Source organism: Streptomyces sp. NBC_00249 (assembly GCF_026342355.1).
Taxonomy (GTDB): domain Bacteria; phylum Actinomycetota; class Actinomycetes; order Streptomycetales; family Streptomycetaceae; genus Streptomyces.
This window is the reverse complement of the sequence record NZ_JAPEMV010000009.1, coordinates 191,849-207,747: the sequence shown is the minus strand read 5'-3', so window position 1 is coordinate 207,747 and position 15,899 is coordinate 191,849. Positions and strand designations below refer to the sequence as shown.

The window sequence follows — 15,899 nt, the reverse complement described above, 5'->3', positions numbered from 1 at the left end:
GGAGACGTCGGAGAAGGCGAGAGGGAGTCCCGGTGACGGAGAACGGACAAGGGGGCGTCCCCCGGCCCGGGGCGCCGCAGCCGGCACAGCCGGACCCGGCCGCGCCGGGCTGGCCCCAGCAGCCCGGCCAGCCCCACGCCGAGCAGCAGCAGGCGGGGCTCCCGCAGGCCGGGGAGCCGTGGGGGCAGCCGCCGGCCCAGCCGCAGCCCGGGTACGCGTACCCGCAGCAGCCGGAGCAGCAGCCCGGGTACGCGTACCCGCCGCCGCGGCCGGAGTACGACCAGCAGGGCCAGGCGGGGCCGGGGCAGCCCGCGTACGGGTACCCGCCAGCCGGTCACGTGGTGGGCCCCGGCTTCGAGGGCCCGGGGGACCCGCACGGGTACGGATACCCGCCGCTGCCCGACGCGGTCACCCAGTACATCCCGCCCGTCCCGGGCGGTCCGGGGGCGGCCCCGCAGCATGCCGCGCCGGTCGCCGAGGCGGCGACGCAGTACATGGCGCCGGTCCCGGGCGGGGCCGGCACCCCGTACGGAGCGCCCGTCCCGGGGCAGCAGGCACCGCCGGCTCCGGGTGCGCCCGGTGCGGCGCCGTACGCGCCGCCGGTTCCCGGGGCGCCGGGGGCTTCGGTCGCGGAGGCGGCCACCCAGTACGTGCCGGCCGTCCAGGCGGGCCCGGGCGGTCCGGCGTACCCGGGCGAGGACGCCACGCAGTACATTCCGCCGGTCCCGGGTGCGCAGCACCCGGCGGGTGCTCCCGCCTACCCGGGCGGGGACGCCGCGACGCAGTACATCCCGCCGGTGCCCGCCGGGCCGGGCGGGGACGACGCCACGCAGTACATCCCGCCGGTGCCCGCCGGGCCGGGCGGGGACGACGCCACGCAGTACATACCGCCCGTGCCGGGCGGGCCGGGTGCGCCCGGGGCGTCGGTCGCGGAGGCCGCGACGCAGTACATGGCGCCCGTCCCGGCGGGCCCCGCGCCGAACACCGCCGAGGGCTTCGACGCGCTGTTCCGCAGCGACGGCGCCGAGGCCGGGCACACCCAGCAGCTCCCGCCCGTCCAGGAGCCGGTGGCGCCCCGCCGGACCCCGACCCCGCCGCCGCAGCCGCACCGGGCGCAGCAGCCCCCGCTGCCGCCGCAGCACCTCCAGCACCCGCCGCACCAGCAGTACGCGCCCCCGCCGCCCGCCCCCCGCAAGGTTCCGGCGGTGGTCATCGCGGCCGGCGTGTTCGGCCTGGCCGTGGCCGGGCTCGGGGTCGGCGCCCTGCTCAGCGACGGCAAGGCCCAGAACTCCGACCCGGGCGCGGTGGCCCCCGCGCCGTCCGCCTCCGGGGGCGCGCCCGCCGCCGGGCAGGCCCCGGCGGACCCGGCCCGCCCGCAGGCCGTCCAGCTCGACAAGCTCCTCGAGGACAGCAACGACAGCCGGGCCGCCGTGATCAAGGCCGTGGACGACATCAAGGACTGCAAGAGCCTCGATCAGGCCGCCGACGACCTGCGCGACGCCGCCCGCCAGCGCGACGAGCTCGTCACCCGGCTCCAGGAGCTCAAGATCGACGAGCTCCAGGACCACGTACGGCTCTCCGCCGCCCTCACGAAGGCGTGGAAGGCCTCGGCGGACGCCGACAACAGCTACGCGGCCTGGGCGGACGACGTGGGCCACGACAAGAAGGGCGGCTGCAAGGACGGCAAGGCGAAGTCCACCGAGCACGCGGCCGCCGGCAACCGCTCGAGCGGCGAGGCCACCAAGGCCAAGGAGTCGGCCGCGACCCTGTGGAACACGATCGCGGGCAAGTACGGGCTCACCAAGCGCGACAAGTCGCAGCTGTGAGCATGCGCGGCGCGTTCGGGCGCCTCTTCGGCACCACCGGCGGCCCGGGCTCCGCGGGCGGCAGGACCACGCCCGGCGGCGCCGACGGCGTGGACGACGACGTGTCCGGTCTGCGGAACGTCGTGGACGCGCTGCAGCGGAACATGCCGGGCGCGGGGGACTTCAGCTTCGAGGGCATCCAGCAGCTGGGCAACCCTGTCCCGATGCCGGTCTCCAACGGCGGGACGGAGCTGCTGGAGCTGTGGCTGGAGCCCTTCGGCCAGGACTACTGGCTCCAGCCGGGCGAGCGCTTCACCGTGACCTCGTACGGGGAGTGGACCGGCTCGCCCTTCGAGACGGTCCACGAGCCGGGCCGCATCCAGGTCTGGGCGGCATCCTTCTTCGCCACCGTCAGCTTCGACGACGGCACGGAGGTCCCCGGCGGCCATCAGCGGCCGCGCGAGGACTACTACGAGGACTAGGCCTGCCTTCGCGGGCCTCTCAGGTCGAGCGGGGGGCCTGCTCCAGGGTCTGGGTCATGTCCAGGGACTGTTCGCCGGGCTGGGCGACGAGGCGGCCCGCCTGGACGATCTGGAAGGTGACCCGGCCGTTGACCAGGCGCGGGAAGCCGGCCACGGCCCGCATGTCCTGGTAGCGCCAGCTCAGGTCGGGGGTGAGACCGCCCGTCTTGACGCTCGACGACTGGTTGAGGGCGCGGGCCACCTTGCGGGCGGTGACGTCCTCGTCCTTCTTGAAGCGCTGCACGATCTCGGTCAGCACGCTGTACGCGATCCAGGTCGTCTGCGCCCCGCTGTCGTCGGGGTCGACGGTGTCGTCGCCGAAGGCCTGCTCGGAGATGACCTTGCGCATGGGCGCCCACAGCGGGTCGCCCGCCACCGGGTACCAGCTGGTGATGAACGCGCCCTCCAGGGGGCTCTCCTTGCCGCCGGTGCGGTCGACGAGGGACTGGCTGACGCTGCCGAGGACGGAGGAGATCTGCGGGTTCTTGCGGGAGCCCTGGGCGTCGATGCGGCGGAAGGAGTCGAAGAAGGTCTCGGTGCGCGCGCCGAGGACGGCCGCCACGCAGCTCTTGTTGTCCTTCGGCCCCGTGTCCTTGGCGGCGGCGGAGGTGTCCCCCTTGGCCGTCCCGTCCTTGCTCGTGGAGCCGGTGGCGGGGGTGCTCGCGGAGCTGCTCGGGGAGCCCGTGGCGCCCGTCGTCGGGCCGCCCGTCGGGGCCGGGGTGCCGGCCAGGGCCTCGCGGGCCTGCGGGGCGAGGTCGGCGGCGTCCTCGGCGGCGCGGATGTCGTCGGCCTCCGGGATCCTGTTGGCCTTCAGCCCCGCGTTCAGCAGCACCGGCATCGAGTCCCCGGCGAGGGTGTCCGGGCGGACCAGGGCCACCTGGGAGCAGGCCCGGCCCAGCTGGTGCCCGGCGCCGGCCAGCAGCGCGGGCTGGCCGCCGTTGACGGGGTAGGACAGGGTGCTCTGGAACTCCTCGGCGGAGACCCCGTAGCCGCCGATGAAGGGGATGCCCTCGGCCTCCAGCGGGGCCATGAAGGCGCGTCCGTGCTGGCTGTACGAGCCGACGACGGCGACGGCCTTCTCGGAGATCGCCTTGCGGGCGCAGTCGGCGGCGCCGGTCGCGGTGTTCTTCTCGTTGCAGGTCAGGACGCGCAGCTTGCGGCCGTTGATGCCGCCGTTGGAATTCACCCAGCGCTCGTAGGCCTTGGCCATGCCGGGCATTCCGGGCATGTTGGTGGCCTTGGTGTCCATCGGGGCGAAGGTCACGACCGTGAGGGTGCCCCCGCCGCCCGATCCCCCCGGGACGACCCCGCACGCGGTGGTGAGACAGACGCCCATCGCCGCGGCAAGGAGGATGCGGTAGGCGGGAGTTGCGCGTCGGCGATTGGTCATGTCCACCGACCATTCCGCTCGCCGGGGAACGAGAGAGTGAGGTGTACACAACATCCGGTGACGTCCAGGTGAACTACCGGGGAGTGGGGGTGGAGTGCGCGTGCGCAGGCGCTTCAAGATCCCGTTCGCGGGGAACGTACGATCGAAAGCGTGACATTCGCCCAAGGTTCGAAGAACTCTTCCCGCCGCGGCGGCCGCTCCACCACCATGGGCGGCATGCCCCTCAACGACATGCCGTGGTGGCGCTGGCGCAGCAACGTGCGCTCGGCGCTGCACATGCTCTCCGACCCGGTGTTCCAGGAGGAGGTCTGGCTGACCGGCGCCGAAGGGTACGGGGACGTCACCGACGCCGTGTACCGGCTGGTCGAGGACACCTGGCTCGACAGCTGGTCCGCCGACAAGTACGTCGGCACGATCTTCCGCGACGCGCAGGAGGCCGCCCTCGTCGACCTCGCCGTCCTGCGGGTGCTGCGGATCCTGCACCAGGTCGGCCCCGACGCGCCCGTGTCCGCGTACCTGGAACACCACGCCTGGCCCGAGGCGGTCCGTGCGGCGCGCGAGGCGCACGTACGGCTGGCCGGGGCGGACGGGGACGATCCGGACGTACGGCCCCGCTCGCTCGACGCCTTGAGGATCCTGACCGGCGCGGTGTGAAAGGCTATGCGGTCATGAGCGACCCGCACCCCGTGGCACAGCAGCAGCCGCAGCCCCAGTACGTCCTTACCGTGTCCTGCCCCGACAAGCAGGGCATCGTGCACGCCGTGTCGAGCTACCTCTTCATGACCGGCTGCAACATCGTGGACAGCCAGCAGTTCGGAGACCGGGAGACCGGGCTCTTCTTCATGCGGGTGCACTTCGAGGCCGAGCCGGCCGTCACCGTGGACAAGCTGCGCGCGAGCTTCGCCGCCATCGGCGAGTCCTTCCGGATGGACTGGCAGATCCACCTCTCCGACGAGCGCATGCGGATCGTCCTGATGGTGTCCAAGTTCGGGCACTGCCTCAACGACCTGCTCTTCCGGTCGAGCATTGGCGCGCTGCCGGTGGAGATCGCGGCGGTGGTCTCCAACCACACCGACTTCGCCGAGCTGGTCGCCTCGTACGACATCCCGTTCGTGCACATCCCGGTCACCAAGGACACCAAGGCCGCCGCGGAGGCGCGGCTGCTGGAGCTGGTGCGGGAGGAGAAGGTCGAGCTCGTGGTGCTCGCCCGCTACATGCAGGTGCTGTCCGACACCCTCTGCAAGGAGCTGAGCGGGCGGATCATCAACATCCACCACTCCTTCCTGCCGAGCTTCAAGGGCGCCAAGCCCTACCACCAGGCGCACGCGCGCGGTGTGAAGCTGATCGGCGCCACCGCGCACTACGTGACCGCCGACCTCGATGAGGGCCCGATCATCGAGCAGGAGGTCGAGCGCGTCGGTCACGAGGTCACGCCGGACCAGCTGGTCGCGATCGGGCGCGACGTGGAGTGCCAGGCGCTGGCGCGGGCCGTGAAGTGGCACAGCGAGCACCGCGTCCTGCTGAACGGGACGCGCACGGTCGTCTTCGCGTAGCCCCTGGCCGGGGGGTACGGGGTCTACGGGGCCCCGGCCCGGCCCCAGCGCGCAGGCCGGCGGGGTCACGGCCCGGCCCGCCCGGCGGGGTGGGGCCGGGGCCGGGGTGGGGGGCCGTCCGGGGCGGGCATGATTTATGGCGCCTGATCCGGAGCTCCCGTTGGTGCGGCGGTACCGCGCGCCAACAAATCACGTTTTAGCCCCGGACGACCCCCCACCCCGACCCCGGCCCTGCGGGGATCGGGGGCGGGGGCGTCTGGGTGGCCCCGCGTTGTCCGGCTGGCTCGTCGGTGGGTGTTACGCGTCCGGGGCTTCTACGCCGCAGTAGGCCGCGAAGGCTGCCAGGATCTCGTTCTCCGTGATGCGGCCGTCGCCGTCCGCGTCGAGGGCTGCCGCGACCGGGCCCGCCAGTTCGGCCGGGGTGCCCAGGACGCGCATGACGCGGGCCGCCGCCGTCGGGGTCGTGCCGCCGCCGTCCTCGTCCGCCACCGCGATCACCGCGGCCAGGAACGGCCGGGCGATCTCCGCGAACCGCTGGGGGTTGTCCCGCAGCCGCTTCGCCGCACCGGTGACGAACTCCTCGCGGGAGACCCGCTGGTCCCCGTCCACGTCGGCGATCCCGGCCATGCCCTGCCAGAACGCCTCGGCGCCGTTGAAGACGGCCTGCCCTTTGTCCGACCGCGCGGTGGTGCCGAATTCGGCCAGGACGGCCTTCGCGGCCGTGCTGAAGTCCTCCCGGTCGATATACCCGGACCCGTCCTGGTCGAAGGTGGCGAATCGGGCGGCGATCTTGCGCTCGTATTCTGCGCTGTCCATGTTCGGCGTTCCGCCTTCACGTGTGCGATGGGGTGCGGTGGGGGTGCAGTTCAAGACAGGCAGGAGCGTAAGGCCTGTGTGGCCTGCGCGTTAAGCGAAGTGGTCAAGGAGGTGGCCGCATCGAACCCGCGCACGGGGAGCGCGGTGGGGCGCGTACAGGTGTGCCAACGCCGCGCCGCCGCTGCGATGTAGCACGCTGACCACACTTCCAGGGGGAGCTTCTGGCAAAACGGGCGCGACCGCGTGGGTGGCGACTACATTCGACGGGTCGACACACGGCTGGGGGCACTATGGCGAAGGATGTTCCACCGCGCTGGGACCGTCGCATGCAGCAGCGCCTCGCCCGCGGTGAGGCCGCCGCGCTCGGCGAGCTGTACGACCGCTTCGCCTCGCTCGTCCACAGCCTCGCCCACCGGGTGCTGGGCGACGAGAAGGCCGCGGACCGGATCACCCGCGAGGTCTTCGGGTACATCTGGGAGAACCCGGACGCCTACGACCCCAAGCAGGGCTCCATGCGCTCCTGGGTCGCCCGGATCACCCAGGGCCAGGCCGTCGCCCGGCTGCGCCAGGCCGAACTGGGGCGCGGCTCCCGCGAGGAGCTCGAGCAGAAGGTGCGCAGTGCCAACGCGGCCGCCCGCGCCGACTACATCGTCACCTCCATGCCCGCACCGTTGCGGGCCGCCCTGGAACTGGCCTACTTCAAGCGGCGCGACTACCGGCAGGCCGCCGCCGACCTCCAGATCAGCGAGGACGAGGCGCGGCGCCGGCTGCGGCTCGGCCTCCAGCTCCTGTCGACCGCCAACGTCCTTCCCCGGGAGGACCCTGCTCCGCCCGGACACGGCCCGAGCGGATATGGAACCACCCGATGACCGGTCCCTCCGAAGACGACGCGTACGAGCGGCCCGCGGCCGGGTCCGCGCGGATACCGGGTCCGCGGGCGGCCGGTGACGACCTGGAGCCGCCGGTGCCGCTGCCCGAGCCCGCGCCTTCGCACGCCGTGCTGAAGTCACTCCTCGGGGCGTGGGCGCTCGCCGCCTGCTCCGCGGAGGAGACCCAGGCCGTCGAGGACCACCTCACCGAGTGCGCGCCCTGCGCCGAGGAGGCCCTGCGGCTGCGCGACGCGGTCGGGCTGCTGCACCCCGAGGAGAGCCTCGACCTCAAGCCGCTGCTGCGTTCGCGGGTGCTGGAGGACTGCCTGGGCAAGCGTCCGGCCCGGATCCCGGTGCCGGTGTGGGCGAGCCCGTACGACACGGAGACCGCGCGCCTCGACGCGCTGCTGCGGGACTTCGGGGAGTCCGAGTGGCACACCCCCGTCCGGCTGAAGTGGTTCGAGGAGGAGCGGCGGCGCTCGCACGGGACCACGGTGGCGGGGGTGATCGGGCATCTGCTGACGGTGGACGGGCTCGTGGCGTCGGCCCTCGGCCTCGACGACCCGCTGGGACCGCAGGCCCCGCCGGGCGGGCCCACGGGACGTACCGAGCACTTCTGGAACTCCGGCGCCTACCCGGCCACCCGACAGGTCCGCGAACCGTGGCGGGAGCAGGGGCACACGCTGGTGCGTACGGTCTCCTTCGCGGGCCGGGGCGTCGCCGAACTGGCCGTGGACTACGGGGCCTTCGCCCTGCCGCTGGGCGACGCCTTCCTGGAGCGGGCCTTCGAGTGCTGGGTGCACGCCTGGGACATCGCGGACGCGGTGGACTACCCGTACGAGCCGCCCTCGGGGCCGCACCTGCACCGGATGATCGACCTCGCGGCGCGGCTGCTGCCGGGCGCGCTGGCGGGCCGCCGCCGGTCGGGGCTGGCGGCGCCGGCGCGCGGGCTGGTCGCGGCGGGGGCTCCGGGGCGGACCCTGCACCTGGAGATCGAGGGTGCGGGCGGCGGCAGCTGGGACATCGCCCTGGACTCCCCGGCGGCGAAGCCCTCGCGGGAGCACACGGTGGCGGAAGTGGCGCTGGACGGCCTGGAGTTCTGTCAGCTGGCTGCGGGCCACATCTCCCCGGAGGAGGCCGCGGCGGGCCAGACCGGCGACCGCGAGGCGATCCGGGACGTGCTGTTCGCGGCGGCGTCCCTCAGCCGGCTGTAGGCGGTGGTGGGGTGTACGGGCGCCGCCTCGCGCCCGTACGGCCCCGCGCGCGGGGTCAGGCGTAGCGTTCGCGGAGTTTGTACTTGAGGACCTTGCGCAGGGCGTCGTTGCGGGGGAGGGCGTCCACCAGCTCCAGCTGTTCGGGGAGCTTGTGGGGGGACAGGCCCTGGGCGCGCAGGTGGGCCGTGAGCTGGGGCAGGGTCAGCGGGGCGGCGCCGGGGGGCTGCTCGACGACGGCGCAGACGCGTTCTCCGCGTTCCGGGTCGGGGAGGCCTATGACGGCGACGTCGGCGACGGCCGGGAGCTGGTGGAGGAGGTCCTCGATCTCCTTCGCCGAGATGTTCTCGCCCTTGCGGATGATGACGTCCTTGCTGCGGCCGGTGAGGACCAGGTGGCCGTCGGCGGTGAGGTGGCCGAGGTCGCCGGTGATCAGGTAGCCGTCGGCGTCGAAGACCTCGTCCGAGCGCTCCTGGTTCAGGTAGCCCTGGCAGACGGCCTCGCCGCGCAGGCGGACCTCGCCGTCGGTGTGCGGGGGCAGGGGGGCGCCGTCGGGGGTGGTGATGCGGATGGACATGCCGGCCGGGGGGCGGCCCTCCGTGGTGGCGAGGTTCTCCGGGGTGTCGTCGGGGGAGCCCATGGTGATCATGGGGACTTCGGTCATGCCGTAGCCGTGGGTGAGCTGGCAGCCCAGCTCGCGGACCACCGCGTGGTAGATCTCCGGGGGTTTGGGGGCGCCGCCGCCGGCGAGGAGGCGCAGGGTGGGGATCAGGGGGGTGCCGGGGTCCTTGCGCTGTTCGGTGAGGAACATCGAGTAGAAGGCGGTGGAGCCGCCCGCGACGGTCACCCCGTGGCGGCGGTAGCCGTCGAGGGCGCCCGGCATCGCGAACTTCTCGAAGAGGACCGCCGGGAAGCCGTACAGCAGCAGCATCACCGTGTAGTCGGGGCCCGCGATGTGCGCGAAGGGGAAGGCCATCGAGCCGACGTCCGCCGGGGTGAGGTGCAGGGCGTCGGCGAGGCAGGAGCCGCCCGCGATCAGGGAGCGGTCGGTGTGCAGGACGCCCTTGGGGTCGGAGGTGGTGCCGGAGGTCCAGTAGATCCAGCGGACGGAGGTGCCGTCGGCGGGCGGCGGGGGCAGGAGGGCGGGGTCGCCGTCGGGGAGGGCGTCGTAGGCCTCGAAGACGCCGCGCGCTCCGAGCCGGCCGGCCATCGCGGTGTGGTCGAAGCCGCGCCAGGTGCCGGGGACGGCGAAGAACTCGGCCTTGGACTCGCGGAGCGCGAAGCCGGTCTCGCGGTCGCGGTAGAAGGGGATCACGGGGGACTGGACGGCGCCGAGGCGGGCGAGGGCGAGCGAGAGCAGGACCGTCTCGATGCGGGTCGGGAGCTGCCAGGCGACGACGGTGCCGGGGCGCACGCCCGTGGCGTACAGGCCTGCGGCGACGCGTTCGGCGCGCTCGCGCAGCTGCCCGAAGGTGAGGGTGCGGTCGTCGGCGGGGTCCTCGGCGGCCTCGATGAGGGCGGTGGTGTCCGGGGTCAGTGCGGCCCGGCGGGAGATCAGTTCCCACAGGGTGCGGGACCGGCTCAGTTCTGTCGCGGTCGCGGTGTCCGTCATCCCAGACCTCCCCATAGCTGACGGATAGTCAGATCAAGCGCAGAGCGTAGAGCGCCGACGCTTGTCGGTCCAGGGGTGGCGGGGCTAGCTTGTTTCTGACGATCCATCAGATCGGTGAATTGGGGAGACCATGGAACTGCCTCGGATCATCAGCGTCGACGACCACGTGATCGAGCCCGCGCACCTGTTCGACGTATGGCTGCCCGCCAAGTACCGCGACCGCGGACCCAAGGCGCTCACCGCCGGGATCGGCGAGCTGGAGTACACCGGCGGCAAGTACGTGATCTCCATGGACCCCGACGGCCCGCCGACCGACTGGTGGATCTACGAGGACCTGAAGTTCCCGTACAAGCGCAACATCGCCGCCGTCGGCTTCGACCGCGACGACATGACCCTGGAGGGGATCACCCGCGAGGAGATGCGGCGCGGCTGCTGGGACCCCAAGGCCCGGCTCGCCGACATGGACCTCAATCATGTGGAGGCCTCGCTGTGCTTCCCGACCTTCCCGCGGTTCTGCGGGCAGACCTTCGCAGAGGCCCACGACAAGGAGGTCGCCCTCGCCTGCGTCCGCGCCTACAACGACTGGATGGTCGAGGAATGGTGCGGCGACAGCGGCGGCCGGCTCATCCCCCTGTGCATCATCCCGCTGTGGGACATCGACCTCGCGGTCGCGGAGATCCGGCGCAACGCCGCCCGCGGGGTGCGCGCCGTGACCTTCTCCGAGATCCCCACCTACCTCGGCCTGCCGTCCATCCACTCCGGCTACTGGGACCCCTTCTTCGCCGTCTGCCAGGAGACCGGCACGGTGGTCAACATGCACATCGGGTCCAGCTCCCAGATGCCCGCCGCCTCCCCCGACGCACCGCCCGCCGTCCAGGCCTCGCTCAGCTTCAACAACGCCATGGCCTCGATGATGGACTTCCTCTTCAGTGGGGTCCTGGTGAAGTTCCCGACGCTGAAACTCGCCTACAGCGAGGGCCAGATGGGCTGGATCCCGTACGCCCTGGAACGCGCCGACGACGTCTGGCAGGAGCACCGCGCCTGGGGCGGGGTGCGCGACCTGATCCCCGAGCCGCCGTCCACGTACTACTACCGCCAGATGTTCTGCTGCTTCTTCCGCGACAAGCACGGCATCGCCTCGCTGGACGTGGTGGGGCGCGACAACGCGACCTTCGAGACCGACTACCCGCACGTCGACTCGACCTTCCCGCACACCAAGGAGGTCGCCCTCGACCACGTCAAGGGCCTCGACGACGAGACGGTCTACAAGCTGATGCGCGGCAACGCCATCCGCATGCTCGGCCTGGATCTGGACAAGAGCCGCTGATGGACCTGACCTACACCGAGGAGGAGCAGGACTTCCGGGCCCGGCTGCGCGACTGGCTCGCCAAGGTGCTCCCCGAGCTCCCGGCGAAGCCGTCACCGGACGACTGGCCGGGCCGGCGCACGTACGACCTGGGCTGGCAGCGCAGGCTCCACGACGCCGGGTACGCGGGCCTCCACTGGCCCGTGGACGCCGGCGGGCGCGGGGCCACCCCCACCCAGCACCTGATCTTCCTGGAGGAGACCGAGCGCGCCGGGGCCCCGTACGTCGGCGCGAACTTCGTCGGGCTGCTGCACGCCGGGCCGACCATCGCCGCCGAGGGCACGGCGCGGCAGCGGGCCCGCTGGCTGCCGCCCGTGCTGCGCGGCGACGAGGTGTGGTGCCAGGGCTTCAGCGAACCGGACGCGGGCTCCGACCTGGCCTCCCTGCGCACCCGCGCGGTGCGCGACGGCGACGACTACGTGATCAGCGGCTCGAAGATCTGGACCTCGCACGCGGAGGTCGCCGACTGGTGCGAGCTGCTGGTGCGCACCGATCCGGGGGCGGCCAAGCACCGGGGGATCACCTGGCTGGCCATGCCGATGGACGCGCCCGGGGTCACCGTACGGCCGCTGCGCACGCTCGCCGGGTCGACGGAGTTCGCGGAGATGTTCCTCGACGAGGTACGGGTCCCGGTCGCCAACCGGGTCGGCGAGGAGAACGACGGCTGGCGGGTCACCATGGTCACGCTGTCCTTCGAACGCGGCACCGCCTTCGTCGGCGAGGTCGTCGCCTGCCGCCGCACCCTGGGCGAACTGGCCCGCACGGCCAAGGCGAACGGCCGCTGGGACGACCCCGTGCTGCGGCGCAGGCTCGGACGGCTGTCCGGGGAGTTCGGCGCGCTGTGGCGGCTCACGCAGTGGAACGTCAGCGAGGCGCAGCGCGCGGGCGGCGTCCCCGGCACCGGGGGCAGCGTCTTCAAGCTGGCGTACTCCCACGCCCGGCAGGAGCTCTACGACCTGGCCGCCGAGGTGCTGGGCGCGGGCTCGCTGCTGCTGGACGAGGAATGGGCCATGGACCGGCTCTCGTCCCTCTCGTACACGATCGCCGCGGGCACCTCCCAGATCCAGCGGAACATCGTCGCCGAGCGCATCCTCGGCCTGCCGAAGGGGCGGTGAGCGGGGCCGTGGACTTCCAGCTGACGCAGGACCAGCGGGACCTGCGGGCGGGCGTACGGAGCCTGCTCGCCGGACGGTACGGGCGCGAGGCGCTGCGGGCCGCGGTGGACGGCGGAGGCCCGGCCGTCGACCGGGCCCTGTGGCGGGAGCTGGGCGCGGCCGGCTTCTTCGCGCTGCGGCTGCCCGAGTCCGAGGGCGGGGTGGGCCTGGGGCTGCCGGAGGCGGTGCTCGTCTTCGAGGAGGCCGGGCGGGCCCTGCTGCCGGGTCCCCTGGTGGCCACGCACCTGGCCGCCGGGGTGGTCCCCGGGGCGGCGTCCGGGGAGGCGGTGGTCACCGCCTTCGACCTGGACGGGCCGCTGGTGGCGTACCTGTCGGAGTCGGACGCGGTACTCGGCGTCGACGGGGTGCCGCCCGGGGAGCCGGTGCGCTCGACGGACCCGCTGACCCCGCTGCACGCGGTACGGGGGGCGGGGGCGGGGCCGGGCGCGGGGCCGCGGGAGTACCGGGACGCGGGGGCGCTGCTGACGGCGGCCCTCCAGGCCGGGAGCGCGCTCGCGACGCTGGAGCTGGCGGTGCGGTACGCGGGGGAGCGCGAGCAGTTCGGGCAGCCGATCGGGGCGTTCCAGGCCGTCAAGCACCTGTGCGCGGGCATGCTGGTCCGGGCCGAGCTGGCCCGTACGGCGGTCTACGCGGCAGCGGTGACGGGCGCGGGCCCGGAGATCGCCGCCGCCAAGCTCCTCGCGGACGAGGCGGCCGTCCAGGGCGCCCGGGACTGCCTCCAGGTGCACGGCGGCATGGGCTTCACCTGGGAGTCGGACGTCCACCTCCACCTGAAGCGCGCCTGGCTCCGCGCCCACCAGTGGCACACGGCGACGGAGGCGGAGGAACTCCTGGCGGCGGAACTCCTGACGACGCCGGTCTAGTGATCTGGTTGTGAGTTCGTTCGGCACCACGTGAGTCGTGTTCCGTACCAGTTCCCGGGTTCGGCTGACGGGTGCTGGTCGGCTTCGGTCTGCTGTGGTTTGTGGGTGACAGCAGGCTGGAGCCGCTGGTCTTGAGTGAGACCGAGCGGCAGGTGTTGAACAACTGGGTCAAGCGCCGCCAGACCGCGCAGGGTCTGGCCCTGCGGGCCCGGATCGTGCTGGCGTGCGCGGAGGGCGGGCCGAACCTGGCGGTGGCCGCCCGACTGGGCGTGAACCGGGGGACCGTCACCAAGTGGCGGGCCCGGTTCCTGCGGGACCGGCTGGACGGGCTCGCGGACGAGCCACGGCCCGGGGTGCCGCGGACCATCACGGATGCCCAGGTCGAAGAGGTGGTGGTCCGCACCCTTGAAGAGACTCCCGCGGGCGGGACGCACTGGTCCAAGCGGGAGCTCGCCAAAGCCGTGGGGATCTCTCCGGCGAGCGTGCTGCGGATCTGGCACGCCTTCGGCCTGCAGCCGTGGCGGACCGAGACCTTCAAGATCTCCCCCGACCCGTTTCTGATCGACAAGATCCGTGACGTCGTCGGCCTCTACCTCGCCCCGCCGGCCAACGCGGTGGTGTTCGCGGTGGACGAGAAACCGCAGATCCAGGCCCTGGAACGGACCGCACCGGTGCTGCCGATGCTGCCTGGAGTCCCCGAGCGGCGAAGTTTCGACTACGTCCGGCACGGCACCGTCGATCTGTTCGCCGCCCTGAACACCGCAACCGGCAAGGTGATCACGAAACTGTCCGCGCAGCACCGGGCCGTGGACTTCCGGGACTTCCTCGACGAGATCGACCGCCAGACCGACAAGGGCCTGGCGGTCCACGTGATCTGCGACAACCTCTCCGCCCACAAGGCACCGGTGGTGCACAAGTGGCTGCTCGCGCACCCCCGCTTCCAGCTCCACTTCACACCCACGTACTCGTCGTGGATCAACCAGGTCGAGCGGTGGTTCGCCGAGCTGGAACGGCGCTGCCTCGAACGCGGAGTTTTCTGCTCCCTCGACGACCTCAAGGCCGCACTCGAGAACTGGATCAAGGTCTGGAACGACGAGGCCAGGCCCTTCAAATGGACCAAGACTGCCGACCAGATCCTCGACCGCATCTGCCGCTACTGCTCACGCATCTCCGAACCAGATCACTAGGCGGGCGCCCCGTCCTCCAGGTGGCGGTAGGACTCCCGCCACTCCCCGAAGGCCGTCTCGAACCACGGGACCCCGGCGGCGAGCGGCACCAGGTGGCGGCACGTCTCGCGGTAGTAGGAACGCCGCTTCTCGGGCCGGGGGTGGGTGTCGAGCCGCTGCACGTTGCTGAACCGGTCCGCCAGCTTGAGCGACAGGACCTCCGGCGGGGCGGAACGCAGGCCGAGCAGGTAGCGGTCCCGCACCTCGGCGGGATCCTCGTGCTGCCCGGGCTCCGGCTTCGTCACCCAGCCCACCCACTCGGCGACCCGGGGGCCGAACCGCTCCCCGACCTCCCCGATCGTGCGGTCGGTGTCCTCCACGACGTCGTGGAGGACGGCCGCGACCAGCAGGTCCTCCTCACGGACCCCCGCGCCGCGGACGAGGATCTCCACGACCTCCAGGAGGTGCTCCACGTACGGCTCACCGGCAGGCCTCTTCTGATCCCCATGAGCCTGCTCGGCGAACGCGACGGCCTCCCCGAGCCGCCCCACCGAAACCCCGGGAGCAAGCACCGCCAACTCCCCGCGGGCGGTGCCCCAGTCGTGCCACGAACCGAACACGCGAAAGGTCAAGACGACTCCCGTTCCTCTGCTTGCGGCTGTCACCCCAGCTTACGAACCGAGGAGACCGGTGGGCGGGGAAACCATGCGTACGGCGACGAGTCCGGTAGCCCGCTGTTACGGGAGGGACGGGGCGGGACGCATGTCCGATTACGGAGAGTTGATATCGGTTTGTGTCCTTCGCCCGGCTCGATGCGGGCCGGAGGCAGGGGTGCGCTCCGGTACGCTCCCACGAATGCGAGCGGTTGAGCGGCGTGAGCGCCGCACAGTATGCACCACGCCTACTCCTTCGCGCTGGAATATGCCCGAAGCGCTTGTTGTGGTGACTGTATGTCAACCATGCTGCTCGGCACGGGGGTCACGGTCGGTGATCCCGTCCTTTCGCGAGGCGAAGTGTCCGCCGGTTCGGATGGTGTGAGCGGTGCAGGTGCTTCAGGTGCAGCTGGAGGTAGGGGCGGACCCCGCCGAGGTCGGCCGGGCGCGCCGGTGGGCGCGGTCCAGGCTGGCGGGGTCCGGCATAGGGGACGACGAGCCGCTCGCGGAGACGCTCATCCTCCTGATCTCCGAACTGGTCACGAACGCGGTCGTGCACACAGGCTGTCCGGCCGTGCTGCGCATGCTGTTCGGCGGGCCGGGGGTGCGGGTCGAGGTGGCCGACGCGAGCGACCGGGCGCCGGCCCGGCGGCAGGCCTGCGGGGACGACACCGGCGGGCGCGGGCTGGAGCTGGTGGACGGGCTCGCGGACCGGTGGGGCTGGCAGCCCGAGGGCGCGGGCAAGCGCATCTGGTGCGAGATCGACCGGGCGGAAACCCCCGTGGGCGGACCGGACGAAAACTTTGCCCGGCACCGGGAACCGCGCGTGTACCTCTAACGAGGTGTTGACGGTTCGTCACCTGTTGATCACCCTGGTGGTGAGCGATTCGTCGCGAGGG

At 72.5% G+C, this 15,899-nt stretch carries 15 protein-coding genes; 11 read left to right on the top strand and 4 right to left on the bottom strand.

Annotated elements, in window-relative coordinates:
* The first annotated feature begins 32 nt into the window (after positions 1-32).
* Both OOK31_RS32835 and OOK31_RS32830 read left to right on the top strand, forming a co-directional pair.
* Positions 33-1,826: a hypothetical protein gene (locus tag OOK31_RS32835; protein ID WP_267091044.1), complete on the top strand. Its 1,794-nt coding sequence runs from the start codon at positions 33-35 to the stop codon at positions 1,824-1,826.
* A gap of 2 nt (positions 1,827-1,828) precedes the next feature.
* Complete coding sequence (locus OOK31_RS32830; RefSeq protein WP_267091043.1) at positions 1,829-2,287, top strand: hypothetical protein; 459 nt, start codon at positions 1,829-1,831, stop codon at positions 2,285-2,287.
* A 19-nt stretch (positions 2,288-2,306) separates the two neighbouring features.
* Here OOK31_RS32830 and OOK31_RS32825 read toward each other — a convergent pair whose 3' ends face one another.
* Entirely contained in the window at positions 2,307-3,716 is a 1,410-nt protein-coding gene (locus tag OOK31_RS32825) for an ABC transporter substrate-binding protein (RefSeq protein ID WP_267091042.1), read from the bottom strand.
* A 207-nt stretch (positions 3,717-3,923) separates the two neighbouring features.
* Between OOK31_RS32825 and OOK31_RS32820 the strand changes: the two genes are divergently transcribed.
* On the top strand, positions 3,924-4,370 hold the full coding sequence (locus OOK31_RS32820) for a hypothetical protein (protein WP_267091231.1): 447 nt from the start codon (positions 3,924-3,926) through the stop codon (positions 4,368-4,370).
* Between the two features lie 14 nt (positions 4,371-4,384).
* On the top strand, positions 4,385-5,269 hold the full coding sequence (purU, locus tag OOK31_RS32815; protein WP_267091041.1) for a formyltetrahydrofolate deformylase: 885 nt from the start codon (positions 4,385-4,387) through the stop codon (positions 5,267-5,269).
* A 297-nt stretch (positions 5,270-5,566) separates the two neighbouring features.
* Here purU and OOK31_RS32810 read toward each other — a convergent pair whose 3' ends face one another.
* Complete coding sequence (locus OOK31_RS32810; protein WP_267091040.1) at positions 5,567-6,085, bottom strand: EF-hand domain-containing protein; 519 nt, start codon at positions 6,083-6,085, stop codon at positions 5,567-5,569.
* 290 nt (positions 6,086-6,375) lie between these two features.
* On the opposite strand from OOK31_RS32810, the gene OOK31_RS32805 reads away from it, so the two are divergent.
* Positions 6,376-6,954 (top strand): sigma-70 family RNA polymerase sigma factor, encoded by a 579-nt coding sequence (locus tag OOK31_RS32805; protein WP_267091039.1) that lies wholly within the window; start codon positions 6,376-6,378, stop codon positions 6,952-6,954.
* Positions 6,951-8,168 (top strand): zf-HC2 domain-containing protein, encoded by a 1,218-nt coding sequence (locus OOK31_RS32800; RefSeq protein ID WP_267091038.1) that lies wholly within the window; start codon positions 6,951-6,953, stop codon positions 8,166-8,168. Before OOK31_RS32805 ends, OOK31_RS32800 begins: the two co-directional genes overlap by 4 nt.
* A gap of 55 nt (positions 8,169-8,223) precedes the next feature.
* On the opposite strand, the gene OOK31_RS32795 is transcribed toward OOK31_RS32800, so the two are convergent.
* Positions 8,224-9,777: a class I adenylate-forming enzyme family protein gene (locus OOK31_RS32795; RefSeq protein ID WP_267091037.1), complete on the bottom strand. Its 1,554-nt coding sequence runs from the start codon at positions 9,775-9,777 to the stop codon at positions 8,224-8,226.
* Between the two features lie 130 nt (positions 9,778-9,907).
* On the opposite strand from OOK31_RS32795, the gene OOK31_RS32790 reads away from it, so the two are divergent.
* From OOK31_RS32790 to OOK31_RS32775, 4 genes are all read left to right on the top strand, one after another.
* Positions 9,908-11,104, top strand: a complete 1,197-nt coding sequence (locus OOK31_RS32790; protein WP_267091036.1) for an amidohydrolase family protein — start codon at positions 9,908-9,910, stop codon at positions 11,102-11,104.
* Positions 11,104-12,258 carry an acyl-CoA dehydrogenase gene (locus OOK31_RS32785; RefSeq protein WP_267091035.1) on the top strand — a complete coding sequence of 385 codons (1,155 nt, stop codon included), beginning with the start codon at positions 11,104-11,106 and terminating at the stop codon, positions 12,256-12,258. Before OOK31_RS32790 ends, OOK31_RS32785 begins: the two co-directional genes overlap by 1 nt.
* Before the next feature lie 8 nt (positions 12,259-12,266).
* Positions 12,267-13,181 carry an acyl-CoA dehydrogenase family protein gene (locus tag OOK31_RS32780; protein WP_267091230.1) on the top strand — a complete coding sequence of 305 codons (915 nt, stop codon included), beginning with the start codon at positions 12,267-12,269 and terminating at the stop codon, positions 13,179-13,181.
* Between the two features lie 101 nt (positions 13,182-13,282).
* Positions 13,283-14,368, top strand: a complete 1,086-nt coding sequence (locus OOK31_RS32775) for an IS630 family transposase (protein ID WP_267088243.1) — start codon at positions 13,283-13,285, stop codon at positions 14,366-14,368.
* On the opposite strand, the gene OOK31_RS32770 is transcribed toward OOK31_RS32775, so the two are convergent.
* Positions 14,365-14,979, bottom strand: a complete 615-nt coding sequence (locus tag OOK31_RS32770) for an HD domain-containing protein (protein ID WP_267091034.1) — start codon at positions 14,977-14,979, stop codon at positions 14,365-14,367. The two genes, OOK31_RS32775 and OOK31_RS32770, sit on opposite strands and share 4 nt — an antisense overlap.
* Positions 14,980-15,388: 409 nt before the next feature.
* Between OOK31_RS32770 and OOK31_RS32765 the strand changes: the two genes are divergently transcribed.
* Positions 15,389-15,838: an ATP-binding protein gene (locus tag OOK31_RS32765; RefSeq protein ID WP_267091033.1), complete on the top strand. Its 450-nt coding sequence runs from the start codon at positions 15,389-15,391 to the stop codon at positions 15,836-15,838.
* Positions 15,839-15,899 lie beyond the last annotated feature (61 nt).

Excerpts from the sequence above, each read along its gene's own strand:
- OOK31_RS32830 (WP_267091043.1), top strand. The coding sequence starts at position 1,829 with ATGCGCGGCGCGTTCGGGCGCCTCTTCGGCACCACCGGCGGCCCGGGC.
- OOK31_RS32825 (WP_267091042.1), bottom strand. The coding sequence starts at position 3,716 with ATGACCAATCGCCGACGCGCAACTCCCGCCTACCGCATCCTCCTTGCC.
- OOK31_RS32820 (WP_267091231.1), top strand. The coding sequence starts at position 3,924 with ATGGGCGGCATGCCCCTCAACGACATGCCGTGGTGGCGCTGGCGCAGC.
- purU (WP_267091041.1), top strand. The coding sequence starts at position 4,385 with ATGAGCGACCCGCACCCCGTGGCACAGCAGCAGCCGCAGCCCCAGTAC.
- OOK31_RS32810 (WP_267091040.1), bottom strand. The coding sequence starts at position 6,085 with ATGGACAGCGCAGAATACGAGCGCAAGATCGCCGCCCGATTCGCCACC.
- OOK31_RS32805 (WP_267091039.1), top strand. The coding sequence starts at position 6,376 with ATGGCGAAGGATGTTCCACCGCGCTGGGACCGTCGCATGCAGCAGCGC.
- OOK31_RS32800 (WP_267091038.1), top strand. The coding sequence starts at position 6,951 with ATGACCGGTCCCTCCGAAGACGACGCGTACGAGCGGCCCGCGGCCGGG.
- OOK31_RS32795 (WP_267091037.1), bottom strand. The coding sequence starts at position 9,777 with ATGACGGACACCGCGACCGCGACAGAACTGAGCCGGTCCCGCACCCTG.
- OOK31_RS32790 (WP_267091036.1), top strand. The coding sequence starts at position 9,908 with ATGGAACTGCCTCGGATCATCAGCGTCGACGACCACGTGATCGAGCCC.
- OOK31_RS32785 (WP_267091035.1), top strand. The coding sequence starts at position 11,104 with ATGGACCTGACCTACACCGAGGAGGAGCAGGACTTCCGGGCCCGGCTG.